This window comes from Salipiger bermudensis, assembly GCF_017309175.1.
Lineage (GTDB): Bacteria > Pseudomonadota > Alphaproteobacteria > Rhodobacterales > Rhodobacteraceae > Salipiger > Salipiger bermudensis.
Window position 1 is genome coordinate 12,831 of record NZ_JAEKJV010000009.1, and the last position, 25,955, is coordinate 38,785.

Sequence of the window (25,955 nt, forward strand, 5' to 3'; positions counted from 1 at the left end):
CTCAGGCCTCCACCACGATCAGCGACACGTTGTCGGCGGCGCCGCCATCGAGCGCGGTCTGCATCAGGGTCTCGCCGGCACACTCGAGCGGCACGCCGTCGACCTGCTGGCGCAGGGTCTCGGCGCGGGCGTATTTGGTCAGCCCGTCCGAGCACAGCAGGAAGCGGTCGCCGGGCCGAACCTCGCCGCGGCGCTTGTCGATCTCGAGCGTCTCGCCCACGCCCACGGCGCGGGTGATCTGGTTGGCATGGGGGTGATGCTCGGCCTCGTCCCAGTCAAGATAGCCCTGCTCGACCAGCTCGCCCACGACCGAGTGATCGGCGCTGATCATCTCGATCTGGCCGTCGCGCACGCGGTAGAGCCGGCTGTCCCCGGCCCAGAGGCACATGAAATGGCCCTCGGCGATCACCAGAAGCACCACGGTCGCGCCGATGGTGCCCTGACCGAGCCGGTCCCCCTCGGCGCGGATCCCGGCATGGGCGCGCTGCAAAGCATCTCGGGCGGCGCGGGGGATCTGCGCCGGGGGAAGATCGGCGGGCAGCGCTTCGAGCATGGCGATCACGGTGCGGCTGGCAAAGTCGCCGGCGGCGTGGCCGCCCATGCCGTCCGAGACGACCCAGAGACCAAGCTCGGGGCGGGCGAGAATGGCATCCTCGTTGATCTTGCGCACATGGCCGGTGTGGGTCATCGCGCAATGGGGCAGGGCCGGGGCCTCGGTGGTTCTGGTCATCTCTCGGCCCTTTCTGGCGTGGTACTTTGCAAGGCGCGACGTCCCCAGACCGGGGCGTCGATGTCGAAGATGGCGGCGGCCTGTTCCTGGCAGCGGGGCAGGTCCGGGAGGACCAGAAGCCGCGAGGCTCCGGCGTGCTCGGTCTGCCAGAGGACCACCGGATCGCCGGCGGCGAGGGCGGCGAGCGCCGCGTCCGGGCCGCCGTGGCTGACCAGCGCGGTGGCGTCGCCGACCCGCGCCTGGCAGGCCGGGCGCTTCGGCGCGGGCGGCGGCAAGGCGGCCAGCGCGGTATCGAGCGCGTCGGGCGTGGCGTCGTCCTCCAGCATCGCCAGCGCCGCCGCTTCCAGCCGCTCGAACAGGGGGGACAAGGCGCAGAACGCCTCCCAGCCGCTGCTGTCCAGCTCGCAGGCGAGGCAGAGCGGGAACTGGCGTCCGACCTTGTCGACGCTGGGCATCATGATCCCGGTACAGGCGCGCGGGCCGAGCACCCCGGGCGAGATCGCGAAACGCCAGATTGGCGCACCGAGATAGCAGCTCTGCCAGCGGTCCCCGAGCGCCTCGCGCCCGGCCACCATGAGCGCCTGCATCGCTGCATCCCACGCGCTGACAAGACCCGGCGACAGGCCGCAGCGCAGGAAATCGCCCCGGCAGGGCGCCTTGCCGTAATAGCCATATGCCCTCGCCTCTCCCATCACAGCGAGGCCGGGCAGGAGAAGCTCGACAGTGCCGAGACGGTGAACGGGTTGAGCGCCGAGCCCGCGCGCAGCTGGAAGATCGCGATGCGGCCGCCGAGGTTGAAGATTACCCGGTTGCGGTCGGAGACGTTGGTGCGGCGCAGCTCGGCGGTGTCGAGCAGCCGGAACCACGCCCACGGGCCGTCGCGCTGGATGGCGTTCTCGCGGTCGGGGCTGTTGGGGGCAAAGCTCACCCGGGTGCGGCCGCCCTGGCCGGGCCATGTCATCGGGGTGACCTGCGGGGGGCCATGGGCATAGATCAGGCTCTCGCCCTCGACCTCGAGCGTCACCCGCTCGACATTGGGATCGAGCGCCACCGGCGTCACGTCGAAGGTGATCGAGGGGCGGCCCGGGGCAAGGAAGAAGCTGTCCTGTATCTCGGAGGCGCGCTGGAATTGCGCCACCACCGCATCCGAGATGCCGATATCGACGCCGTTCACCCGCTTCAGCCGCCACGGGTTGCTGGTCTGGTCGACGAAGGGGGCGAGGTTCTCCCTGAAGAACGTGTCGATCAGCCCCTGCGGCGCGAAGAGCCGGGAGAAATCCTGCAGCGTCACATCGGCCTGCGCCTGCCGGGCGAAGGGATAGCGCCCGTCGATGGTCTGGCGGCAGACCGGCAGCACCTGCGCCTGCCACTTGGCGTTGAGCTCGGCCCGCGCGCCGCCCACCGCAGCGCCCGAGGAGCCCTCGACCACCTGCGAGGCCCAGCGTTGCAGCGGGTTCGGCAGCCGCGCCAGCCCGGCCTGCAGCTCGGCCGCCGCGCCGGCGCCCTGTCCCGCGATGGCGGTGCCGGTGCTCTGGCCCAGCGACAGGCGGTTGAGATCGCCGAACACCGCGTTCATCGTGCCGATGACATCATCAAGTTGCGACGGCGCACCGTCGAACCGGGCGGTCAGATCGTGCAGCGGGCGGAAGCGGTCCTCGACGAACTGGCCGGGGCGGCGTTCCTCGCCCTCTGTATCCTGCGGCGCCACCGAGGCCAGCGCTTCGGCGATGGCCGAGCCCTGCGAATTGAGCGCCGAGAGCACTTCGCCCTGCACCAGACCGACCGCCGCGCCGGCGGCGTCTTCGGCAAGCTGGGCGCTTTCGGGCAGCTCGGTGAGCCGGGTCTCGTCGGACACCGCCTCGAGGATGTTGCGGATCGGCGAGGTCGGGCCGGAAAGGATGTTGATGACCTCTGTTGCCTGCCCGAGGCTCTCCATCGGGATCACGTCGAGATCGCCCAGAAGCTGGTCGTAGCGGGTGACGTAATCGTTCTCGTAGAGCGCCAGCACGTCGCGGCCCAGCCGGTCGAGCACGGCCGGCGTGACCTCCTCGGCGCGGTCACCGAGCACGAGGTTCTCGAACCGGGCGCGCTCGGACACCTGCGTCAGCTCGGGCAGGATGTAGCCGTAGAAGCCGTCGCGTGTGAACACCCCCTCGACCCCGGCGCTGAGCGGCTTGCCCGAGGGGCGCAGGATCACCCGCGACACCGCTGGCCCGCCGATATCGGTGATGCGGAACTGGTCGAGCTCGCGCGCTGCCGGGGCGGTGATGATGCTCTGGTAGATGCGCTCGGCCAGCGGCGTTTCGGCCAGCAGGCCCTGGATCTGCTCGACAAGCGGGCCGTTGAGGGCAATCTCCTGCATCGGCTGGGTCAGCATCGCGCCGAGGTGGTCCATCAGATCGTCCTGCAGCGCGGGATCGTTCGGGAAGGCCAGGCCCCAGTCGATCTGCATCCACTGTTTCACGCTCTGCTCGTCCATCTGCCCCTGCAGCCCCAGCATCAGGTAGACCTTGAGCGCCTCGAAGAGCAGGTCGGGGTCGTTGAGGCTGGCCTGCATCTGCTCTTCGAGCCGGAACAGCAGGCGCGGCAGCAGCAGGGTGTTGAGCGCGCCGCGATAGCTCTGGGCGCTTTCGGTCCCTATGGCGTCGCCCTGGTAGAGCCCGAAGGTCAGTTCGACCGGCGGCTCGGGATCGCTGGCCGAGGGGTTGCCCGGCAACTCGCGCAGGATGTTGAGCGCCGGCACCACGGACGGCAGGTCGGCGTCGGCCACGGTGTCGCGCGGGATGTCGGCGGTGATGGTGCGGAAACTGCCAAGCTGGGCGCTGGTATCCGAGATGAGCTGGCGGTTGCCGAGGAAGCTGTTCGACAGCACCGCCGCGGTGCCGCCGAAGAGCAGCACGCTGGCCGCCACCGCGCCACCGCGCACCCAGCGATAGCGCCGCTCGACCTTGTCATCGGCCGAAACCAGCCCCGACTCGGGGAAGATCACGCCGTTCAGCAGACGTGTGAGGAAGTAGCTCCGCCCCTGTCCCTTGCCGGTGCCGATGGCCTGCCGGCCGATGCCGAAGGTGCGCGCCATGCCCATCATCAGGCGGTCGATCGGCGTGCCTTCCTGCGTGCCGGAGGTGAAATAGACCCCGCGCAGGAGCTGGCCGTCCTCGAAACGGCTCTCCTGGAAAATGTCGCCGAGAAAGCTCTCGGCCACGCCGCGCAGCGAGGCGACCTGCGAGGGGAAGCCCGCGATCAGGCTGCGGCGCTGGTAATCGGTCTCGGCCTGCATCCGCTCGAGGCTGCGGTTCGAGAGCTGCGCCAGAAGCGCGTCGAACTCGGGGCCGAAGCCCGCCATCGGGTCGCCCGCGGCGCCCTTTTGATGCGGCAGGGTGAAGCCCCAGACCTGCTCGCGCTCCTCGCTGCCGAGCGTGTCGAAATACTCCTGAAAGCCGGCGATCAGGTCGGCCTTGGTGAACAGCACGTAGACCGGAAAGCGCACGCCCAGCCGCTCGCGCAGCTCGCGCAGGCGGGTGCGGACCGCCTTGGCATGGGCGCGGCGCTCGGCCTCGTCCTGCAGCGACAGGTCCGAGAGGCTGATCGCCACCACCGCGCCGTTGATCGGCTGCCGCCGGCGGTGCTTCTTGAGCATCTCGAGAAAACCGCCCCAGGCGCGGGCGTCGGCCTCGGCATCGCTGTCCTGCGTGGTGTAGCGCCCGGCCGTGTCGAGCAGCACCGCCTCGTTGGTGAACCACCAGTCGCAGTTGCGCGTGCCGCCGATGCCGCCGATGGCACCCTTGCCGAGATGATCGGCGAGCGGGAATTTGAGCCCGGAATTGACGATGGCCGTGGTCTTGCCGGCGCCCGGGGGGCCGATGACGATATACCACGGCAGCTGATAGAGATGGCGCGAGCCGAAGCGCCCGCCGAGCTTCGACTTGCGCAGCATCCCCAGCGCGTCGCTCATGCGCTGCCGCAGCTCGGAGAGCTCGGCCTCGACGGCGGCGTCGCGGGCGTCGGTCCCCGCGGTGCCGACGTCGGTGATCGCCTCGGTCATCGCCTGCTCTCGCGCGCGGCGGCGCAGCAGCATGATCAGGATCGCGATGATGGTGGCGGCGGTGATGCCGGCCAGCGCGATCAGCCGGTTCGACTGCCGGTCAAAGGGTCTCACATTGCCGATCGAGACCATCGGGCCGAGATACCAGGTGGCCGCGGCGAGGGCGAGGCTGAACAGGATCAGCACGCCGATCGGGCTGAAGAGCTTGGAGAGAATTCTGCGGGTCATGGGTCAGCCTGCCTTCACGAGAATGACTTCGATGCGACGGTTCTTGGCGCGCCCCTCGGGCGTGTCGTTCGAGGCGATGGGTTCGCGGTCGGCGCGGCCCTCGGCGCTGATCCGCGAGCTGTCGACCAGCGTCTGCGAAATCCGCTCCATCACGAACTTGGCCCGCGCCAGCGACAGCGCGAGGTTCGAGGGGAAACGCGCGGTGTTGATCGGGATGTTGTCGGAATGGCCGGCGACAATGATCTGCCCGCCTTCCTCGTTCAGGGCACCTGCGACGCGGTCCACCACCTCGGCAAAGCGCGGCTCGAGCGTGTCGGAGGCGGGGGCGAACATGTTGGCCCCCGAGATCTGCACGGTGAGCGTGTTGCCAGAGCTTTCCACTGTCACCAGCCCCTCGTCGATCTCGGGCTGAAGGAAGGTGGTGACGCTCTCGGCGGTCTCGACTTCGCGCGGCGCGGGGGGCGCGGGCGGCGGCGGCGGGGCCGGGCGGTCGAGCGTCACCGGCCCCGCGACGTCGAGCGCGGCGATCTGGCCGCGCAGCGCCTCGGTCGAGCCATTGAGCGCGAAGGAGAAGCCGGCGAAGGCGGCGCAGACCCCCAGCAGCGTGAGCCCGCCCGCCAGCCAGACCGGGGTCCAGGCCGAAAGCAGCCGGTGCGCCACGGAAACGCCCCTCCAGCGCGGCGAGAGATCGCGCTCGACCTGGCCGCGATGGGTGCGGATGAGCCGCGCCAGCCCGTCGCGGATGGCGAGGTGCTTCTCGGCGCCGCGCGGCTCGACCCGCAGCCGGCCCTCGAAGCCAAGGCTGAGGCACATGTAGAGGAACTCCAGCAGGTCGAGATTGGCGGCGGGTGCCGCCTCGAGCCGCGACAGCAGGTCATAGACGCGATCGCCGCCATGGGTCTCCTTGTGGAAGGTCCCGACCATGCTGCGCTGGGCCCAGATGCTGCGCCCGCCCCAGGGCGTGTTGAGCACCACGTCGTCGAGCGTGGCGCAGATCGCGTAGCGCGCCACACGCACGGTCTGGGCCGGGACACCGGCCTTGAGGGCCGCGTCCTCGAAGCTGCGGATCTCGGCGATGACGCTCTCGCGCAGCGCCGCCGGGTCGGAATGCTGCGCCCGGTTGCGGATACGGGCGACCAGCGAGAACAGTGTCGAGGCGGCGGCGTTGAGCGGGTTCATCCCGGTCGTCGCGGCACCCACCGGCGTGGCTGGGGCCTCCCGGGACGGCCTAGGTGCCGGGGCCGGCATCGGCTGCGGGGCGGGCTGCGGCTGTGGCTGCGCGCCCTGCGGCGGTGGCATGTGCGGCGGCACCGCAGGCCGGCGTCCGCCGGGATTGGGGCGCACGATGGTCTTCTCGGTGTCCGAGGGTTCTGCGAAAGGGTCGTCGCGGGTCATGGCATCGCTCCTCAAGGGGGCCGCGTCAGCGGATCGCCCACAGCTCCATTTCAAGGTCGGGGAAGTCGCCGGAGACATGCACGGCGAGGCCGCCGGAGCGCGCCATCTGCTTCCAGTGGGCGCTGTCGCGGTCGAGTTCGAAATAGACCACGCCGGCGTGGTAGGGCACTTGGCGCGGGGCCACCGGCAGGGGCCGCAGCCCGATCCCCGGCAGGGCCGAGTTGACCAGCTGCCGGATCTCTTCGACCGGGCCCATCTTGGCCTGGGTCGGGAAATGACGGCGCACGCTCTCGGGGGGCACCGCGGCCTTGGCGGCGAGCACGAAATTGGCCGAGCCGAGCAGCCGCTTGTCCGAGATCATCGCCACCGAGACGCCGTACTTGCGCGGCTCGATGGGGATCGCCACGGCGTTCTGCTCGAGCACCGCGCTGAGATACTGGCGCAGGGCGCGGAACACCGGCTGGAACACGTTGGTCAGGTCGTCATGGGCGTAGGCCGGAAACTCCGGCGCGCGCTTTTCCGGCGTCATCAGTGTCGCCAGCTCTCCGGCAAGCGCGGTGAGGCTCTGGAAGATCGCCTGCGGGTGGGCGTTGCGCAGGGTCATCAGGTGGCGGATCTGCGGCAGGGTGCGGTTCACGCACATCAGCAGCAGGAAATCCGAGATCTCGGCCACGCCCTTGGCCGCGCCGGTCTGGTTCAGACGCCCCGCCAGCGCCTCGGCGCGGTGGCTCAGAAGGCCCTCGAGCTCGCGCAGGAAATCGTGCAGCGGGCCGGCGGAGCGGGCATCCAGCGCCGAGGGGATGAAGGCCCGGTCGAGCACCACCTCGCGGTCGGGGCGCACCTCGATGATGCGCGCCACCGGGATCACCAGCTGGTCCGACAGGTCGTCGAGATCGAGCGCCAGAGTCATGCGCAGCTTGCCCACCGCCATCTGCACCGCACGGGCATCGCGGCCCATGCTGTCGGTGACCTCGATCTCCTCGGGGCGATAGCGCGCCGCCGATTGCGCCGCGCCGCTCAGGTCGACCTCCGTGGCACCATGCCGGCGCGCCGGGATCGCCAGGTAGACCACCGTGTTCTTGGCGCTCTCGGGCGCGTCGAGCGCCGGCGGCTGGGCATCGGCCTCGGGCACCCGGAAGGCGGCGCCGTCGGGGGTGAGGCCAGAGCAGGATTTCACCGCCAGCTTGCCGAGCTTGAGCAGCTCCTGGTCGAGCGACAGCTCGGTCACGCCCCAGCCATAGGGGGTGAGCGCTCCTGCCACCCCGGAGACCAGCGCTTCGACATAGCGGTCGTGCTGCTGGAAGTGATGGGGCTGGAGGAACATCCCCTCCTGCCAGACGACCTTGTTATCCCAGGACACGGTGGCGATCCTTCCTTGTGCTTCGTGGGTCGCGATCAGCGGATCGAGACGGTGTTGGCGCCGACGGTGATGGTGACGGCATTGGGGCTGTCGGGGATCAGCGCGCGGCTCGCGAGGAAGCGGCTGCCGTCGATGTCGCGGAACGCCGCGACCACGCCGATGGCGCCCGGCGCCTGCGCGAAGCTGCGGCTGTCGCCGACGCTGCGGCCCGGCACGAGCTGGAAGTCGTCGACCGCGACGAGATCGGAGCCCAGCGTTACCTCGGGCTCGTTGAACAGCGCGAAGAAATCGCCCGAGCGGAAGCTGGCGTCGGAGGCGAGGTAATAGACCTTCACCTGCGTCGGCAGGCCGCCATTCATGTCTGCGGCCCCGGTGATGTTGAGCTGCACGCCGGTGCTGGCGGGCTCGGGGGTGGTGACGCAAGCCGAGAGCGCGAGGCAGAGCGCGGCGAAGAGGGAGACGAGCTTGAACATGGTCTGTCCTTTCAGAGTTTGCGGAGTTGATCCTGGTAGGCGCGGGCGAATTCGCGGCCGAAGGTCGACTGGAAGTCGTCCTCGGTCTCGCGGGCGATCTGGGCGTACATCTTCTCGTAGGCCTCCCAGTAGCGGGCCTTCTTGCCGCCCAGCAGGCCGCCGAGCGAGCTGCTCTGCTCGATCCGCGAGGCAAGCTGGTCGGGGCCGAGCCGGGCCAGCAGCGCCTTCAGCGCCGCTTCCATGCCCGCCATCATCGCGACCTCATGGGCGCGGATGTCGCCCAACGCCTCCTGCGTGGCCGCCTCGGCGTCGAGATAGCCGCGCACGGTGGGGCGGATCATCGCCTCGACCGCCTGCTCGGGCGAGATCGAGAACTTCAGGGGGTTGTTGCCGCCGTTGTTGATCATCGTGCGGTCCATCCGCATCTCGCTCTTGATAGCGGCACGGGTCATCAGGATCTCGCGCATGCCGCTGGTCATGGCGGCGAAGACGCGGCCCAGACGGGCCATGGTCTCGGTCATCTCGGCCTCGGGGATGGCGAGATGCGCGGCGCCGGCACCGTTGAGGAAGGCGCGCAGCGCGGCGTCCGGAGTGCCGGTTGCCGGGCTTGGCTGGACGGGCGTCGAAGCGGCCTGATCGGGAGACGGCATTGGGGCCGGCTGCGGTGCGGGTGCAGGCTCGGGCTCCTGCAGGGGGGCTGCGGGCGGTTCGGGGGCGAAGAGGTCGTCCCAGTCGTCGGGGATCTGGCCTGAGAGAACCTCGGGCGCGGTGTAGTGATCCTGCGCCGCGGGGCTGTGATCGGGCGCGCTGGCGCCCGGAGCGGGCCATGCCTCGGGCGGGGTGTCGCCCGTGGGCATCGGCTCGGCGGCGAAGGGATCCTCGGGGATCGCCGGGCGCTGGGCGTCCGGCTCGGCCGGCGCGCCGAGCAGCGCGTCGAGGAAATCGTCATCCGAGCCGCCGAGCGGATCGTGCGAGACGTCCTCGGCCTGACCGGGCTGGGGCGGCATCAGCAGGCTGTCCTCTGCGGGCGGCAGCGGGGCCTCGGGCGCGCTGGCAGCGCCTGCGAGCTCCACCACCAGCTCGAAGCTGCCGATCTGGATCACGTCGCCATGGCTCAGCGGCGCCGGGATCTCGCCGATGCGCTCCGTGCCGTAGTTGAGGAAGGTGCCGTTGGTGCTCAGGTCGCGCAGCACGTAGTCGCCGCCGCGCTCTTCGAGCACGCAATGGCGCTTCGACAGCGTCCGGTCTGGATCGGGCAGCGAGAGGTCGTTCTCCTCGCCGCGCCCGATGGTCAGCGCGCCGTCGCGCATCTCGACGCGGTCACGCCCGTCGGGCAGCGGGCCGGAGCTTGTCAGTCGCAGCATCAGGCTCATCGCTTATCCTCCCACCAGAACCGTCGGGCAGCCCATCACCACCGCGCCGCCATGGGCGCAGGTGTCCGACAGCCGCGCCTGAGGCTTCTTGCCGGTGAGCACCTTGCTCGAGCCCTTGGCGATCATGTCCGGCGGGCCGATGCAGACCGCCATCGCGGTCGCCGTGGCAGCGGGCAGCTTGCCGATCAGCACCGTCGGGCAGGGCACCACGATGGGCCCGCCCACATGCGGGATGATGCCGGTGACCATCGGGCAAACATGGGTGTCGGTGACGCGGGCGGCGGGCAGGGTCATGGCGTGATCTCCTCGGTCGCGGCGGGTGTACCGTTGCCGCCGCGGGCGATGTCGAGCGCCCGGGCGAGCAGCTCGGGCCCGCGGGTCTCGACCTTGTCCTCTTCGTGAAACAGCGCCGTCAGCAGCATCCCGAAGGCGGCCCCGCCCACCGCGCCCGGCGGGGCGGCGTAATCCTCGAGCTCGCCGGGGCCGAGCGTGCCGTCGGCCATCGAGGCGGCCATGGCGCAGAGCGCGGTGTCGTCCTCGTTTCCGGCCGCATCGAGCGCGGCGCGGGCTGCCGCGCGGGTCTCGGGGCCGGGCTTGAACACCCAGGCCTCGGCGGCGCGCAGCGGGGCGGGCATCAGAGCCCCCTCGGCCACCGTCTCGCGCGCGGCGAGGCAGGCGAGCCAGGTGGCTTCGCGCGCGGGCAGGGCGTGGGCCAGCACCTGCAACATGTCGATCAGCGTGCCTTCGGTCTCGAGCGCGGCGAGCGTTTCGGGCACCGAGGCGGAGGCCGGAATGTCGAGCGGCGTCTGCAGCACCGCGTTGCCGGCGGCGAGGATGCGGGCGGCAGGCGCGTCGGGCAGCTTGCGCAGACCGGTGAAGCGGTCGGTATGGGCGGGGGCTGTCATGTCAGTTGATCATCGTGAGGGCGCCCTTGGCGAGGAGCAGCCCGGAGGATTTCAGTTGCGTCATGCCGCCGCCCTCGAGCTTCAGCATCCCGGCGCCCTTCAGCGCCGCCTGTCCCTTGGCCTCCATCTTGAGCTGGCCGCCGGCGGTGAACTTGCCGGTCGCACTGGCCTTCACCTCGACCTGAGCCGAGGAGACGGTGACCTTGGAGGGCGTCATTTCGATCTTCGAGCCGCCGCATTTCAGCACGATCTTCGACTTGGCCGAGATCTCGAGCGCGGCGCCCACGTCGATCTCGTAGCCCTGCCCGATGGCGTCTTTCTTGCCGCCGGTCACGTCGAGCGACTGGTCGCCATCGACCTTGAGGCTGTCATCGGCGCCCACCTTGGTGGCGCGTGCCTTGGCGATCTCGACGGTTTCCTTGCCCTTGGCGACGGTGAAGGCGTGGTCGCCCTCGCGGATGGTCTCGGTCTTGTCGCCGTGGATGGTCTGGGTGAAGGTGCCGCCCGTCTTGTGCTCGAGCCCGACGGTGATCTCGGCGTTGTTCTTGACGATCTGCCTGAAGTCGCGCTCGGACTGGAGGCGGACGAACTCGGCGTCCTTCTTGTCCTCGAAGATCAACTCGCTGAAGCCGCCGCCGCCCTTGGAGCTGTTGGTCTTCAGCCCGGTCTGGGTCTGGTTGCCGGGCAGGGCATAGGGCGGATCGGTGTCGCCATTGTAGACCATGCCGGTGATCAGCGGACGGTCGAGATCGCCTTCCTCGAACTGCACCACGACTTCCTGGCCGATGCGCGGCACCGCGACCATGCCCCAGCCCTTGCCGCTCCACGGCACCGAGGTGCGGATCCAGCACGAGGCGCTGTCGTCGCGGCGGCCTTCGCGGTCCCAGTGAAACTGCACCTTCACGCGACCATGGCGGTCGGTCCAGATCTCCTCGCCCTTCTTGCCCACGACCACGGCGGTCTGCACGCCGGGATGCTCGGGGCGCGGCGTCAACTGCGGCGCGCGGTAGGGCACCGAGACCGGCTGCACCTCGAACAGGCAGCGATAGGTGTCGGGGCTGGTCGTTCGGTCGAAATCGAGCAGCGGGCCGAGGATGGCCTCGACCATCTCGCGATCCTCGATATCGGCGTCGATCTGCATCTGATGGCGGGCCGAGATCACCAAGTACTCGGCGTTCTCGGACTTGCGCGGATGCTCCTTGAGCTTGAACTTCGCCCCGGCGCTCATCTGGCGCACGTTGCAGGCGCCGGTCGAGCGCTGGGCCTGCGCGGCAAGCCCCTCGATGCGGACGCGGGCGTGATGCTCGCCGGTGCGGGTGTCGACGTGGCGGCCGGGATAGTCGTAGATCTCGTAGGACTTGAAAGCGTGCTTGCCATGCGGCAGCGCCTTGACGGTCCTGAGGTCCGACTTGGGCTTTTCGAAATCGTAGTCCTGCAGCGTGACGCGGCCGGTCTGGATGCTTTCTCCGCCGCGCCAGTCGAAGACGTGGTCGTCGCGGCGCCGGTAATCGGGGGCGCGGAAGTAGAAATCGATCTCGGCGTGATCCTCGATGGCGCGGTGGGCGCTGGCCTCGTCGGCAAGGATCAGGACCTCCTTCGATTTCTCGTGATCGTGGTAGAAATAGATCCCTTCCTCCTCCATCAGCCGGCACAGGAAGGCGTAGTCGCTTTCGCGGTACTGCACGCAGTAGCCGCGCTTGGGATAGGCGTGCTTGGTGCGGTCGCGGAAATCCGAGAAGCCGTGCTGCGAGAACACCTCCTTGATCACGTCGATCACGGATTTGTCTTGGAAGATCCGGCAATTGGCGCTGCGGGTCAGGAACCACAGCCATGGCCGCACGGTGGCGCGGAAATAGCCGCGCCCGGCATGGGAGCCAAGGTATTCGGCGGCGGTGCAGCGGCCCTGGAAATAGCGGGTCTTGTCCTTCGGGGAGTCGATCTCGAGCGGCAGGCGCTCGCCCACCAGCTTCTGCAGGTCGAGGTCGATGTCGGGCGACATGAACTCGATGGTGGTCTCTGTCAGGCGGCTCAGCCCCTCGTCGACCTGGGCGCGCATCAGGAAGCCCTTGAGCTTGCCCGGGAGCGTCAGGCGGACCTGCCGGCCCTCGAGAACGGTGTCCTGTGCCATGCCGCTCAGCCCTCGTCCGGCAGCGGCGTCACGACGATCTGGCCGTCGCGCTCGAGCCGCGCCACGATGGCGGGGTGGATGGCCCAGAGCGCGCCGGTCTCGATGCCCTCGGGCAGCAGCGCGCCGAGCGCCTCCATCGAGGCCAGCGGGATGCAGCGCACCGGGGTCGGGTAGCCGTCGGTGGTGGTGAGCATGGCGTCGAGATACGCCTCGCCCTCGAGCAGCCAGCAGGCATCGCCGATCCGGGCGAGCACGATGCCGTCGCCGCCGCCCTGTCCGTCGTCGGGTTGGTAATCGCGCATCACATGTCCTCCAGCATCGCGGCGAGAGCGGGGTCCATCTCGGTGTCGTCGCCGTCGTCATCCGCGCCATCGGTGTCGTCTCCGAAGGCCGCGAGCATGTCGTCGAGATCGCTGTCGTCGAAGGCGGGGAGCTCGTCCGCGCCGATCTCTGCGCTGGCCTCCATGTCGGGCATCTCGGCGTCGAAGTCGCCCGTGTCGGAGCTGTCGTCGCTGCCGAAGTCCGGCATGTCGGGGCTGCCGAAATCGGGAAGCCCGCTGTCGCTGTCGAAATCGACCGGCCCCGCGTCCGCGCCGAAGTCGGGGAAATCCGCATCCCCGCCCATGTCGGGCAGACCCTCGTCGCTGCCGAAGGCGGCCGTGTCGTCATCCCCGCTCTCGTCCGAGGCGTCTGCGCTGGCCTTGGCGGGGGGCGTCCCGGCCGGCGCGGCCCCGAAGCCGACGCTGGTCTCGTGGCCGCCGCTGCCCTTGCCCGGCGTCAGCGCCCAGGGCCCGGCGAGCATGTCGCCGCCAAGCGCCTGGAACGAGCCCTGTCGGACCTCGTTTCGGCCCTTGATCGACAAGAGCGGCATGAAACCACGGGTCACGACCTCGGCCATGGTCCGGGTGGTGAGCAGGCGCTCGGTACAGGGCAGCGCGACCTGATCGCCATGGGCGTCGGTCATCACGTGCACCGGCATGTCGCCCAGCGACATGATCTCGCCAAGGCGCATGTCCTTGCCGGATTTTGTCACGCTGGCCGCCATCAGTACCGCAGAGAGCACCGCCGGGTTGGCCCAGAGCATGCCGTGCAGCCCCTCGCGCAGGCTGAACTCCTCGAAGTCGAACGGATCGACCGGGTCGGTGCGGCGGCCATAGGGGTGGCGCAGCAGGAAGCGCGGCGCGGCGATGCCGAGATGGCGCGCCTCGGGCAGGGCGCGCAGGGCGTCCCAGCTCTCGGCCACCAGCGGATGGCGGTCCTGCTTCGGCGTGTCGAGGAAGCGCGGCGAGATCGCGGTCACGAAGGGTGCGTTCATCCACGCGGAGATCTTGGCCATCCGGGCGAGCAGCGCGGCGTGGGGCGGGGTTTCCTCGAGCGTGTAGAGCCCGAACACCGCCGAGATCGGCCCGTGCTGGGCGTCGAGCCGGGGCGCCTCGGCGAGCATCCGGAACAGGCCGCTCTCGGCCAGATCCTCCTGCGCCGAAAGGTCGGCGGCCCATTCCTCGGCCGAGACGTCGTAAAGTACGACCTCGAGCGTCGGACCCGTCTCGATGCGGCGGGCGAGGAAGTCGAGTGCGCGCCAGGTCGCCTCGACCGACTGGAAATCGGGATGATGCAGGATGGTGCGCATCGCGTCCGAGAGCGCTGCGTCGATGGCGGCGATCATGCTGTCCTGTGCCGGATCGGGGGCGGCCTGCACGTGCGGGCCGACGATGCGGGCGATGAGCTCGTCCGCGGCGTCGGTGTCATGGCGGATCGCCTGCATGTCGCCGATCAGCGTCTGGAAGTCGCTCAGGCGGCGGTCGGCGGGCACGGCGCTGCCCTTGGCGCGGGCGCGGTTGGCGGGCATCGGGCGGCCATGCGCCTCGGCCCAGTCCCGAAGCTCGGCCATGGCGCGGCTGTCGCCGCGGGCGACGCGTTGGCGCAGCGAGTCCAGCTCCTCGAACAGCTCGACACTGTCGTAGAGCTCGTCGGGATGCAGGTCGTCGATTTCGCGGAGGGGCACCTCGACGGCGCCGCCATCGCGCCCGATGGGCAGGGTTAGGGTGGTGGCGAAGCCGGCGATCACGTCGTCGAGTCGATCTACATCGAAGCGGATTGCCCGGCGGGATGCGAGGTCATCGCCGATCGCCAGCTCGCCGCGGCTGGCGCGGGCGGAGAAGTCGCCGAGGATGGCGATGCGGAAGCGCTCGCGGGGCTGATCGAGATCCTCGGGCCGCTCGGCGCTCAGGGTGCCGAAGGGCAGCGCCGCATCCTGCGCGCTCTCCGTCTCGACCTGTGCCTGAGACGCAAGGTCCGGCTCGAAGACTGTCTGATCGCTGTTGGGCATATGGGCGCTCCCTCGGTCTCTTTGCGGCTGGTCGGGCGGGCTGCCGCGACCGTTGTCACCCCGTTAGTGCCGGGGGAGCGCCGTAGGGTTCGCGCGTTGGAAGAAAAAACACCCCCAAGGCCCGTCGCCGGACATGACGGGACCGCCCCGCGCGTTACGCAGGGCGGTCTGACGGGCGTTTTGGGGGTGTCAGCCGAAAGCGTAGGTAAACTGGCTCCCTTCCACGTCGACCGAGACGTGGCCGACCTTGCCGCCCTCCATCATCCGGGTGAGGAACTCGGTCGAGATCTCGGGCAGCATGGTGTTGGTGACGATGGCGTCGATCATCCGCCCGCCACTCTCGAGCTCCTGACAGCGCGAGACGATGGTCTCGACAACTGCATCGGAATAGCTGAACGGCACGGAATAGGTGGCGGCGACTCGTTTCTCGATGCGGCCAAGCTGCAACCGGGTGATCGCGCCGATCATGTCCGGGCTGAGCGGGTAGTAGGGGATCGTCACCATCCGACCCAGAAGCGCCGCCGGGAACACCTTGAGCAGCGGCTCGCGCAGCGCCTTGGCGATGCCCTCGGGTGTCGGCATGAGCTCGGGATCGGCGCAGAGGTCCATGATCACCTCGGAGCCGACATTCGAGGTTAGCAGGATCAGCGTGTTGCGGAAATCGATCATCCGCCCCTCGCCATCCTCCATCATCCCCTTGTCGAAGACCTGAAAGAACATCTCGTGCACGTCCGGATGCGCCTTCTCGACCTCGTCGAGCAGCACCACCGAGTAGGGCCGGCGCCGTACCGCCTCGGTCAGCACGCCGCCCTCACCGTAGCCGACATAGCCCGGAGGCGCGCCCTTGAGGCTCGAGACGGTGTGGGCCTCCTGATACTCGCTCATGTTGATGGTGATGACGTTCTGCTCGCCGCCATAGAGGGTCTCGGCCAGCGCCAGCGCAGTCTCGGTCTTGCCGACACCCGACGTGCCGGCGAGCAGGAACACCCCCACCGGCTTCGACGGATTGTCGAGCCCGGCACGCGAGGCCTTCACGCGCTTGGCGATCATCTCCATGGCGTGATCCTGCCCGATCACCCGTCTGGAGAGGTGCGTGGCGAGGTTGAGCACGGTGCGGATCTCGTCCTTGACCATGCGGCCCACCGGGATGCCGGTCCAGTCGGCCACCACCGAGCCCACCGCCTGTGCATCGACGATCGGCAGCATCAGCGGCGCCTCGCCCTGCAGCGCGACCAGTTCGGCCTGCCTGGCGTGCAGCTCGGAGAGCACCGCGTCGCGCTCTGCACCGGCGAGCGGCGCATCGGCCTCGGCGGGGGCGTCGACCGGTTGGGCACCCTCGCGCAGCCGGGCGCGCAGCTCGAGGATCGCGGCCACCAGCGCCTTTTCTTCCTCCCAGCGTTCCGTGAGCTCATCCAAACGAGCGGTCTCATCGGCGAGGGCGGCACGGGCACGCACGTCGCGCTCGGCGACTTGGGCCCCGGCGCTCGCGTCGCGGGCGATGATCGCCAGCTCGGTCTCGAGCGCGTCGATGCGGCGCCGGGCATCGTCCACCGGCGCCGGCACGGCATACAGGCTGATCGCCACGCGGGCGCAGGCGGTGTCGAGCACGCTGACCGACTTGTCGGGCAGCTGCCGCGCGGGGATGTAGCGCGCCGAGAGGCTCACCGCCGCCTCGAGCGCTTCGTCGAGGATCTGCACGCCGTGGTGCCGTTCCAGCGTCGAGGCAACACCGCGCATCATCAACACGGCCCTGGCCGCGTCGGGCTCGGCCACCTGCACCACCTGGAAGCGGCGGGTGAGGGCCGGGTCGGTCTCGATATGCTTCTTGTATTCCGCCCACGTCGTCGCGCCGATGGTGCGCAGCGTGCCGCGCGCCAGCGCCGGCTTGAGCAGGTTGGCGGCGTCGCCGGTGCCCGCGGCCCCTCCGGCCCCGACCAGCGTGTGGGTCTCGTCGACGAACATCACGATGGGCACGGGGCTGGCCTGCACCTCGTCGATCACCCCGCGCAGGCGATTTTCGAACTCGCCCTTCATCGAGGCTCCGGCCTGCAGCAGGCCGACGTCGAGCGACAGCAGCCGCGCCTCGCGCAGCGCCGGGGGCACGTCGCCACGGGCGATGCGCAGGGCGAAGCCCTCGACCACGGCGGTCTTGCCGACGCCCGCCTCGCCGGTGAGGATCGGGTTGTTCTGACGGCGGCGCATGAGCACGTCGACGATCTGGCGGATCTCCTCGTCGCGGCCGACGATCGGGTCGATCTCGCCGCTGCGGGCCTTCTCGGTCAGGTCCGTACAGAACTGTACCAGAGCCTCGCCGCCGCCCAGCTGTGCGGGCGCGCCCTTTTCGGAGCGCTCCGGCGCGGGCGCTGTCGTCGCCTCCTCGGGAGAGCCTGCAAGCAGCTCGTTGAACCGTTCGGAAAGCGCATCTGCGCCGATCTTGCGGAACTCGGGCGAGATCGACTGCAGCACGTTGCGCAGGCGCGGCGTCTTGACGATGCCGAGCACGAGGTGCCCGCTGCGCACCTGCGTCGCGTTGAACAGCAGCGAGGCATAGACCCAAGCACGCTCCACCGTCTCCTCGAGATGCGGCGACAGGTCCGACACGGCGGTCGCGCCGCGCGGCAGCGCGTCGAGCGCGCGCACCAGATCGGCGGCGACGCGGCCGGGGTCAAGGTCGAACCCGTCGATCAGGCGGTGCAGGTCGCTGTCCTGCCCCTGCAGGATCTGGTGCAGCCAATGCGCCAGCTCGACATAAGGATTGCCCCGCATCTTGCAGAACACGGTGGCGCTTTCGATGCTCTGATAGGCCAGCTTGTTGAGCTTGCCGAACAGGGCCACGCGGCTGATCTCGGTCATGGGGCGGTCCTTCTTGATATCTTGCGACGTGTCGCGGCGCGGCTCAGGGCTGCGTCTGTTGCGGTGCGGTGAGAGAGAGGTCGTCGGCATCGTTGGCGGGGCGCTGGCCGATCCAGCTGGTCAGGCCGAGCCGGGCGCTGCCGCCAAGCTGCGAGGGCGGCACCTCGGGCGCGCGCAGCACCAGCTTGGCCTCCCAGTCGAGCGTGTCGCCGGCATAGGTGCGGATCAGGGCCGCGAGTCGCTTGAGGCTCTGACCGCCGGGCAGCAGGCGGCGGTACTCCTCGAGCGAGAGGGGTCCGATGCGGATGCGGAACCGGGCCTCGCGCGACCAGACCTTCTCGCCGAGGCTGGCGCTCTGGCCCAGAACAGCGCCACCGAGCGTGCCGCGATCCTGCGGCTCGAGATGCAGCCACGCGCCCACGAAGCTCTCGATCTCGACCTCGGCGCCAAGGAACCGGCGCAGGATCGCGGTCAGCCCGGCCTCGCTGCGCGGCCCGGCCCCGAGCAGTCCGGCAAAATGGCGGCGGGCGCTGTCGGGCATGGCATCGCGGCAGTCGAAGGCGTCCCCCGCGACCCCGGCCAGCGCGTCGAGCTTCTCGCCGAAGGGATCGTCATCAGGGCGGTCGAAGCAGGGCGCGGGCTCGGCGCTGGCCCAGGCGCGGTAGAACAGCGACAGCATGCGGTGGTGCAGCATGTCGGCAAAGCCCACCAGCGCGCCGTCGCCATTGTTGCGCTGCCGGTCGCGGGCGTATTCCGTCAGGTGCAGCGGCAGCGCCCCGTGCGGGCCGAACAGGCCAAAGGCCTGCTGGGTGAGCCGGTCGCGCCCGGTGCGCGGATCGGCGCCGAAGCCGCTGACCGTCGAACGCGGGAAGGCCAGCTCCGGCGCCTGTCCGAGGCGCACCGGATCCTGCGCCGGCCGGCGCGAGCGGCCGAGTCTCGGACGGTCGGGATGCGCCGCCTCGATGACGCGCAGCGCCTGGAACAGGTGATGGGCCTGCGGGGAGTGTCTGAGCGCGTCGAGACGGCTCAGATCAGCATCCGGCGGCCGCTTCTCGGCATCCATCGCGCGATCTCTCCCCGTTGCTGTGAGTGAATGACGGTCTCGGTGAAGCTGTTGAGCGAGACGTACTTGGCGAAGAACGCCTCGAGCACCGCGCCCAGAAGGTAGCAGCCGGTGCCCTCGAAGAAGCTCTCGTCAAAGCCCACCCGCAACTCGAGCCCGCGCACCGCGGTCGACAGCACGCCATCGGCCATGCGCCGCACGATGGATCGCGAGGCGACCGAGACCAGCCCCTCCATCTGACCCGCCATCGACGGATCGCCGAGCGGCGCGTAAAGCCCCACGAGCTCGCGCAGGGCGGCGGCGCCCGTGCCTCGGTCGGCATCGGCGATGGACAGGTAGTTGAGGCTCAGGTGGCTGATCAGCTGCCACGCGCGCTGCCCCTCTGCGAGGCTCTGGCGCGGACGGGTCGGCGGCACGATGGCGCGGATCTCGGTAACCGGGCCGCCATCGGGCAGGAAGAAATCGGTGCTGCCCGCGCCGATCGGCGTCAGAAGCGGCAGGTCGCGGTTGGTACACAGAGCGGTGACCGCCAGCTGCTCGATGCGTCCCGGGTAGGGGGCCTGCGACCGGTCGGCGAGCGAGAGGTAGAGATCGCTGCCGAGATACGAGGTGCGCTGGCCCTTCAGCCGCTGCTTCTCGGAGCGCTGCCGCATGCGGCGGCGGATGCTGTAATAGGCGTTCTGCCGGTCGCCGAAGGGGGTGAAATCCTCGGCGCTGTAGAACGGCCGAAAGGGCACGTCGTCGGCATCGTCGCCGGCGATCCCGGTGACGCTGTCGAGGCGATAGATCTCGTAGTCGAGCGGCGCGGTGCGGTCGGGAATGACATGGTGGTCGATCTCGCGCCCCGAGACCGGCACCCGGTCGCAGCGCTTGGGAAAGAGGTTGATCGCCGGCACCGCATGGAGATCGAAACTCGCCGGCGTGATCGATTTCAGCGCCGGGTTGCCCTCGGCGAGCAGGATGTAGAGATCGAGATCGTTGCCCTCGGCGCGGTGCACCGCCGGGCGCAGGCCGCAGAGGTCGATAAAGAAGAAGCGCTGCGGCATGGCGAAATATTCCTGCAGCAGCCGGTAGCCCTCGAAGGATTGCCCCGGCACCGGCAGCAGCGCCTCTTCGGGATCGAAACCGCGGGGAATGATGTCGCGCCCGAGCGGCACCGACCAGTCGGCACGACGGTCGGTGGAACGCCCGGCCAGCGCCACGCCCTGACCGAGGATCGCCTCGTAGAGCCGCCACGGTTCGGCCCCGGTGCCCGAGAGGAACAGCGTGAGCCGGTCGAGCGGCAACGCCGAGAGCGGCGCGCCGCTACTGCGTGCCAGCCGCAGGCGCAACGCCGCCTTGGCCTGATTGCCGGTGCCCAGACCCGCCGCAACCAGCTCGGAACGGCCGTCAACATACTCGGCCTGGGTGATCTCCAGCGGCCAGAGGGTCGTGTCCTGAGCGGTGGTGAAGCGGCAGGCAGTCTGCTCGCCCTCGAGCACCTGTCCGCGCATCAGCGTGCCACGCGGCAGGGTGAAGCCCTCGGCAAGCCCGCCCTGCGCGGTGTCGGGTTGCAGCCGTGCCACCATCATCGACGGCGTCGGCGCGAGGAAATGCGGGTAGACGATCTCGAGCAGGTTCTGGGTGAAGGCCGGGTACTGCTGCTCGAGCTCGAGCTGCACCCGCGCGGCCATGAAGGCGCTGCCCTCGAGCAGCCGCTCGACATAAGGATCCATGACCTCGAGCTGGTCCATGCCAAGCCGCGAGGCGATCTTGGGATAGGCCTCGGCGAACTCGGCACCCATCTCGCGGAGATAGCCGAGTTCGGCCTCGTAATGGCGCAGAAGGCGGGAATCCATGTGCGTTACCCCTGCCGGCTGACGAAGACTTCACCGGTCGACATGTCGAGCGCGGTGCGAAGGTAGAGATCGACCGGCAGCGGCTCGGCCCAGAGCTCTCCGCGGATGTCGAACGAGACGATGGCGCCGGAGTTCGCGCGTTCCTGCCGGACGACGATCTCGAGGCTCTGGGGCAGGATGCGCGGCTCGAAGCGCTCGATGGCGCCGCGGATCGCCTGGCGCAGCGCCTCGGCACGGCGGCGGGTCTCGCTGCGGCCCGAGACGGCGGGCAGCCCGTAGTTCAGCACCGATCCGGCGACATGCGGGAACGCCTCGAGATCGTGCTCGGCCTCGAGATTGGCGCAGTTCAGCAGCCAGGCAAGATCGCGCTGGATGATCTGGCGCAGGCGGCTGACGTCGATCATCCGCGTCGAGGCGGTGTCGGTGGCGCGGTCCGGCGCCTCGTCGGTGAGCCGGTCGAGCAGCGAGGGCTGCAGGCGTTCGGCCAGCATGCGGTCAGCCATGACGGGCCTCGTCGCTCTGCGAGACCTCAAGGGTGACCGGGGCCGGACCGATGGTCAGCTCGCGCAAGTCCATGAGGGCACACTCGCCGGTGTCGGTGGCCAGAAGGCGCTGGCCGAGGCCACCGAGCACGCGGTCGCCCTCCATCTGCCAGCCGGTGGCTGCGGAGAGCCTGTGGCGCGGGTCGGGGCTGGTGGCCGAGCCGGGGTAGCGGGTGGGGAGCAGGGCGAGATCGCTGCCGCCGTTGCCCCACTGCACGGTGGCGGGCATCCAGACCCGGTCGCGCAGGTCGGCGGGCGGCTCGAGGGTGATGCGGTGGATGGCCGAGAACGGGGCCCAGTAGTAGCGCCCGTTGACGATCAGCTCGCAGACCGGGCCAAGCCGCGGATCCGCATCGGCGATCCAGCCGAAGGGCGCACTGTCGAGCGTGCCGGGCAGGGCGGGGGCGGCCTCGAAGGCGCGGCCGCGCAGCTCCTCGGCGGCGGCGTATTCCTTGTGGGCGTGCAGCTTCAGCGCCTCGATCAGCGCGGCGATCCAGTCGTCGGGCTCGCCCAGCACCATCGGCGCGCGCTGGCCGGCGAAGACCTCTTCGCGCTGGCGCTCGCAGATGATCGCGGCGCGGTACATCTGCGCCATTGTGCCGGCCTTGGGATCGAGCGTGGCGGCGGTGCGCAGTTGCTGGATGGCGCGGGGCCAGTCACCCTGCACGCAGAGCAGCTGGAAGAGGAACACGCGCAGGCGTGCCTCCTGCGGGGCGTCGCGGACCGCCTCGCTGAGCGCCGCCAGCGCGGCATCGGGGTCGCCGTCTCTGAGAAGCGTTTCGGCACGCATGAAAGAACCTTTCGGGCAGGAGGGGGCGGTGGGGGGATGGGATCGTCCGGGCGCAGCACCGCGCCCGGACGGTGGAGGGCTCAGACGATATAGTCGGCCTTGTTCTTGACCTGGCTGAACTTGGTCTCGCCCTGGTCGCCGGAGGCCTTGGAGAGCTTGCCGGTCTTGTCCTGCTTGTAATACTCGACCTTGATTGCGCCGTAGTTGAAGATGACGGTCTCGTTGCAGTTGTCGTCGCCGTCCGAGCCTTCCCAGGTCATGTCCTTGACCATGACGAGCTTGAAGTGGAACTTCATGAAGGTGGAGCCCGAGGCGCTGGCGCTGCCGCCGGAGCGGCGCAGCTCGATGATGGCCTCGTCGAAATGGGTGCCGTTGCACAGCGTGCTGAACAGGCCGCAGGAGGCGGTGTCGGTCGATTTCGCGACCTCGAAGTCCTTGAACCAGGCCTTGCCCGCGCCGCCGCCGCCGGTGGCCGAGCCGATGTTGATGTTGTTCTCGGCACCGAAGTTGAACGAGACGATCTCGAAGGCCTTCTTTGCGGCCATCGCCTCGTCGTGGGTTTCGCCCTGCACCCGGGACTGGCCGGGGAAGTACATGTAAGCGTCGAACGCCATTGGAGTGTCCTTTCGTCAGAATGGTTGGGTCTTGGTGGGGGGAGAGCGGCCCGGGAACATGCCCCGGGCCCGGGGGGATCAGTGAAGCTCGATCGGTGATGCCGGATCCGTGAGCGGCGAGCGGATCATTCGCCCTTCTGAGAGGGCAGCTTCGACACCAGCCGGAGCGAGACCGAGAGCCCTTCGAGCTGGTAATGCGGCCGCAGGAAGAAGCGCGACGCGTAGTAGCCGGGATTGCCCTCGACCTCGTCGACCAGCACCTCGGCGGCGGCCAGCGGATGGCGCGCCTTGACGTCCTCGGGTGAGGTCTCGGCGTTGTAGTCGACGTAGTTGTTGATCCAGTTCTGCAGCCATTCCTGCATCTCGTCGCGCTCGCGGAACGAGCCGACCTTGTCGCGCACGATGCATTTCAGGTAATGCGCGAAGCGGCAGGTCGCGAAGAGATAGGGCAGCCGCGCCGCGAGGTTGGCGTTGGCCGAGGCGTCGGGATCGTCGTATTCCGCCGGCTTCTGCAGTGACTGGGCGCCGATGAAGGCGGCCATGTCGGTGTTCTTGCGGTGCACCAGCGGCATCATGCCGTTCTTCGCCAGCTCCGCCTCGCGGCGGTCCGAGATGGCGATCTCGGTCGGGCATTTCATGTCCACGCCGCCATCGTCGGTGGGGAAGCTGTGGGTCGGCAGGTTGTCCACCGTGCCGCCGGATTCCACCCCGCGGATGCGCGTGCACCAGCCGTATTCCTTGAACGAGCGGGTGATGTTGCGCGCCATGCCGTAGGCGGCATTGACCCAGCAGTAATTCTCCGAGCCGGCGCCCTCGGTGTCTTCCTCGAAGGCGAAGGCCTCGACCGGCTCGGTCTTGTCGCCATAGGGCTGACGGCCGAGGAAGCGCGGCATGGCAAGGCCGAGATAGCGGCTGTCCTCGCTTTCACGCAGCGAGCGCCAGGCGGCGTATTCCGGGGTCTGGAAGATCTTCGACAGGTCGCGCGGGTTGGCAAGCTCGGACCAGCTGTCCATCTGGAACAGCGACGGATCGGCGCCGGCGATGAACGGCGCGTGCGCTGATGCGGCGACCTTCGACATCTCGCCCAGAAGCTCGACATCCTTGGGGCTGTGGTCGAAGTGGTAATCGCCCACGAGACAGCCATAGGGCTCGCCGCCGAACTGGCCGTATTCCTCTTCGTAGAGCTTCTTGAAGATCGGCGACTGGTCCCAGGCGGTGCCCTTGAACTTGCGCAGGGTCTTCGAGAGGTCCTTCTTCGAGACGTTGAGCACCCGGATCTTCAGCTGCTCGTCGGTCTCGGTGTTGTTGACGAGGTAGTGCAGCCCGCGCCACGCGCTTTCGAGCTGCTGGAAATCCTTGTGGTGCAGCACGAGGTTGACCTGTTCGGTGAGCTTGCGGTCGATCTCGGCGATGATGCCCTCGATCGAGCGCAGGGCGTCGTCCGAGACCAGCGTCTCGTTCACCAGCACCTGCTCGGCCAACGTGCGGACCGCCTCTTCCACGGCACTGCGGGCCTGGTCGGATTTCGGGCGGAATTCCTTTTCCAGCAGGGCGGCGAACTCGCCATCGCCGAACAGGGTCTCGGAGGCGGTCTCTGCGGCGGCGTCGCGGGCCGCGTTGGTCTGCATCTCGGTCATGGCCTAGTCCTCGGTCTCGGAGGACGGTGCCGGGGTCGAGGCCAGGGCCTTGAGCAGGCCCGGATCCTGCAGGAGCTTGGTGACGAGCTCTTCTGCGCCGGTCTTGCCGTCCATGTAGGTGGTCAGGTTGGAAAGCTGGGTGCGCGCCTCGAGCAGCTTGCGCAGCGGCTCGACCTTGCGGGCGATGGCGTCGGGCGCGAAATCGTCGAGGCTCTCGAAGGTGATGTCGACGGCGAGATTGCCCTCGCCGGTCAGCGTGTTGGGCACGTTGAAGGCGGCGCGCGGCTTCATCGACGACATCCGGTCGTCGAAGTTGTCGACATCAATCTCGAGGAACTTGCGGTCGGCCACCGCCGGAAGCGGCTCTGCCGACTTGCCCGAGAGGTCCGACATCACGCCCATGACGAAGGGCAGCTGGACGGATTTCTCGGCGCCGTAGAGTTCGACGTCGTATTCGATCTGGACGCGTGGCGCGCGATTTCGGGCCACGAATTTCTGACTGCTGTCGGCCATGCTCTGGGCTCCCGTGTTGGTCTGCAAATGAGTGCCCGCGCAAACCGGAAAGGTTCACGCGGGCGGGGATTAATCTTCGTCTTCGTCCTCGAGCCCGCCGATCAGCGCGACGTTCTCCACCCCGAGCGGGGCCATGTCCTTCATGATCGCGAGGAAATCCGCCGAGACGAGCCGGCGCGCGCGGGTCAGCAGCAGCGGCACGGGGCTCGAGGGTTCGGTGCGGGCGTAGTAGTCGATGATCCGGTCGATGGCGCGTTTCACGTCCTCGGGCGAGGCGATGGCGCCGGGTGCGCTTGCCATTGGCGCGACCCGAGGCGCGGGGGTGGTCGGGGCGGTATCGCGCGCCTCGCCGATCTCCATCTCCGGGATCTCCTCGCCCGCGTCGTCCGCGGGAGGGGCCACATGCTCCGAGAAACGCCGGACGATTTCGCGCAAGAGACGCTCGAGGGGCTCCAGGTCCGGCCCGTCGCTGCCGATATGGCTGTCGAAGGCGGCAGAGATGGCGCGCACATGCCCGAGACTGGTCTCGGCGGCCTCGGCGCGGGCGGCGAGCTCTCCGGCGTCGCTGTCCATGAAGGCCGCGGCGATGGTCTGCGGGGTCGGCACCTCGCCCTCGCCGGGTGCCGGCAGCTCGCCCTCGGCGATCTTCACGTCGCGCAGAGAGACCTGCCCGAAGGCGCGGCTCTCGGCCAGGGGCGCGGCGCGCAGGGCGGCCAGAACCGTGGCGCGGTCGGTGAGCCCAAGCACCGCGTTGACCCGCATCGTGGGGTCGTCGTCATCCTCGGCGTCGAGCTGCGGGTGCACGCTGTCCCAGTGGTCCTCGAGCCCGTTGCGGATGTAGCCCAGCACGGTCTCGAAGCCTGTGAGCCCTTCGGTGCGCAGCGTGGCATTGGCAAGGATCACCGCCACCCGCAGGTCGCGGCTGCCGCCCAGAAGCGCGGTGGCGGCGCGGGCGACCTCGGCAAAGTCCGGGTCTTCGGCGGGGATCACCGCATCGCCGATGACGCGTTCCTCGCCCGGCGCGTTGGCCAGTTCCAGCGCGGTGAACTCGGGGTCGTATTCGAGATCCGGGCCGCTCGGCGCGTCGGCGTCGAAGGCGGCGAGGCAGGGATCGAGATCAAGCATGGCGGGGCCTTTCG

Annotated in this window: 21 protein-coding genes; all 21 read right to left on the reverse strand. The window is 69.3% G+C overall.

The annotated features are described in order from the left end of the window. Nucleotide 1: 1 nt before the first annotated feature. Nucleotides 2–730 (reverse strand): PP2C family protein-serine/threonine phosphatase, encoded by a 729-nt coding sequence (locus tag JF542_RS13255; RefSeq protein ID WP_207076187.1) that lies wholly within the window; start codon nt 728–730, stop codon nt 2–4. Further along, entirely contained in the window at nt 727–1,422 is a 696-nt protein-coding gene (gene tagF / locus JF542_RS13260) for a type VI secretion system-associated protein TagF (RefSeq protein ID WP_207076189.1), read from the reverse strand. Before tagF ends, JF542_RS13255 begins: the two co-directional genes overlap by 4 nt. Beyond that, on the reverse strand, nt 1,422–5,003 hold the full coding sequence (gene tssM, locus JF542_RS13265) for a type VI secretion system membrane subunit TssM (protein WP_207076190.1): 3,582 nt from the start codon (nt 5,001–5,003) through the stop codon (nt 1,422–1,424). The genes tagF and tssM overlap by 1 nt, the downstream gene beginning before the upstream one ends. A gap of 3 nt (nt 5,004–5,006) precedes the next feature. Continuing rightward, nucleotides 5,007–6,398 carry a type VI secretion system protein TssL, long form gene (gene tssL, locus JF542_RS13270; protein ID WP_207076191.1) on the reverse strand — a complete coding sequence of 464 codons (1,392 nt, stop codon included), beginning with the start codon at nt 6,396–6,398 and terminating at the stop codon, nt 5,007–5,009. Between the two features lie 25 nt (nt 6,399–6,423). Continuing rightward, nucleotides 6,424–7,758 carry a type VI secretion system baseplate subunit TssK gene (gene tssK, locus JF542_RS13275; RefSeq protein WP_207076192.1) on the reverse strand — a complete coding sequence of 445 codons (1,335 nt, stop codon included), beginning with the start codon at nt 7,756–7,758 and terminating at the stop codon, nt 6,424–6,426. 35 nt (nt 7,759–7,793) lie between these two features. Further along, the gene (tssJ, locus tag JF542_RS13280; RefSeq protein ID WP_207076193.1) at nt 7,794–8,231 is read right to left on the reverse strand and encodes a type VI secretion system lipoprotein TssJ; all 438 of its coding nucleotides are present in this window, start codon (nt 8,229–8,231) and stop codon (nt 7,794–7,796) included. Between the two features lie 11 nt (nt 8,232–8,242). Beyond that, on the reverse strand, nt 8,243–9,604 hold the full coding sequence (gene tagH, locus JF542_RS13285; protein ID WP_207076194.1) for a type VI secretion system-associated FHA domain protein TagH: 1,362 nt from the start codon (nt 9,602–9,604) through the stop codon (nt 8,243–8,245). Nucleotides 9,605–9,607: 3 nt separating this feature from the next. Further along, nucleotides 9,608–9,898, reverse strand: a complete 291-nt coding sequence (locus JF542_RS13290) for a PAAR domain-containing protein (RefSeq protein WP_207076195.1) — start codon at nt 9,896–9,898, stop codon at nt 9,608–9,610. Next, nucleotides 9,895–10,509 (reverse strand): DUF6931 family protein, encoded by a 615-nt coding sequence (locus JF542_RS13295; protein ID WP_207076196.1) that lies wholly within the window; start codon nt 10,507–10,509, stop codon nt 9,895–9,897. The genes JF542_RS13290 and JF542_RS13295 overlap by 4 nt, the downstream gene beginning before the upstream one ends. A 1-nt stretch (nt 10,510) precedes the next feature. Beyond that, entirely contained in the window at nt 10,511–12,637 is a 2,127-nt protein-coding gene (locus JF542_RS13300; RefSeq protein ID WP_207076197.1) for a type VI secretion system Vgr family protein, read from the reverse strand. Between the two features lie 5 nt (nt 12,638–12,642). Then, the gene (locus tag JF542_RS13305; RefSeq protein WP_207076198.1) at nt 12,643–12,939 is read right to left on the reverse strand and encodes a hypothetical protein; all 297 of its coding nucleotides are present in this window, start codon (nt 12,937–12,939) and stop codon (nt 12,643–12,645) included. Further along, the gene (locus tag JF542_RS13310; RefSeq protein WP_207076199.1) at nt 12,939–14,966 is read right to left on the reverse strand and encodes a type VI secretion system contractile sheath domain-containing protein; all 2,028 of its coding nucleotides are present in this window, start codon (nt 14,964–14,966) and stop codon (nt 12,939–12,941) included. Before JF542_RS13310 ends, JF542_RS13305 begins: the two co-directional genes overlap by 1 nt. 189 nt (nt 14,967–15,155) lie before the next feature. Further along, entirely contained in the window at nt 15,156–17,819 is a 2,664-nt protein-coding gene (gene tssH, locus JF542_RS13315) for a type VI secretion system ATPase TssH (RefSeq protein ID WP_207076200.1), read from the reverse strand. Nucleotides 17,820–17,862: 43 nt separating this feature from the next. Continuing rightward, on the reverse strand, nt 17,863–18,882 hold the full coding sequence (tssG, locus tag JF542_RS13320; RefSeq protein ID WP_207076201.1) for a type VI secretion system baseplate subunit TssG: 1,020 nt from the start codon (nt 18,880–18,882) through the stop codon (nt 17,863–17,865). Beyond that, the gene (gene tssF, locus JF542_RS13325; RefSeq protein WP_207076202.1) at nt 18,846–20,720 is read right to left on the reverse strand and encodes a type VI secretion system baseplate subunit TssF; all 1,875 of its coding nucleotides are present in this window, start codon (nt 20,718–20,720) and stop codon (nt 18,846–18,848) included. The genes tssG and tssF overlap by 37 nt, the downstream gene beginning before the upstream one ends. Before the next feature lie 5 nt (nt 20,721–20,725). Further along, nucleotides 20,726–21,223, reverse strand: coding sequence for a type VI secretion system baseplate subunit TssE (gene tssE / locus JF542_RS13330; protein ID WP_207076203.1), 498 nt, complete (start codon nt 21,221–21,223; stop codon nt 20,726–20,728). Next, entirely contained in the window at nt 21,216–22,052 is an 837-nt protein-coding gene (locus JF542_RS13335; RefSeq protein ID WP_207076204.1) for a type VI secretion system accessory protein TagJ, read from the reverse strand. The genes tssE and JF542_RS13335 overlap by 8 nt, the downstream gene beginning before the upstream one ends. Nucleotides 22,053–22,132: 80 nt before the next feature. Next, nucleotides 22,133–22,666 (reverse strand): type VI secretion system tube protein Hcp, encoded by a 534-nt coding sequence (locus JF542_RS13340; RefSeq protein WP_007796447.1) that lies wholly within the window; start codon nt 22,664–22,666, stop codon nt 22,133–22,135. A 125-nt stretch (nt 22,667–22,791) separates the two neighbouring features. Next, nucleotides 22,792–24,303: a type VI secretion system contractile sheath large subunit gene (tssC, locus tag JF542_RS13345; protein WP_404817545.1), complete on the reverse strand. Its 1,512-nt coding sequence runs from the start codon at nt 24,301–24,303 to the stop codon at nt 22,792–22,794. A gap of 3 nt (nt 24,304–24,306) precedes the next feature. Next, a complete protein-coding gene (gene tssB, locus JF542_RS13350; protein WP_207076205.1) occupies nt 24,307–24,816 on the reverse strand; it encodes a type VI secretion system contractile sheath small subunit in 510 nt (169 codons plus the stop codon). A gap of 69 nt (nt 24,817–24,885) precedes the next feature. Further along, nucleotides 24,886–25,941 (reverse strand): type VI secretion system protein TssA, encoded by a 1,056-nt coding sequence (gene tssA, locus JF542_RS13355; RefSeq protein WP_207076206.1) that lies wholly within the window; start codon nt 25,939–25,941, stop codon nt 24,886–24,888. Nucleotides 25,942–25,955 lie beyond the last annotated feature (14 nt).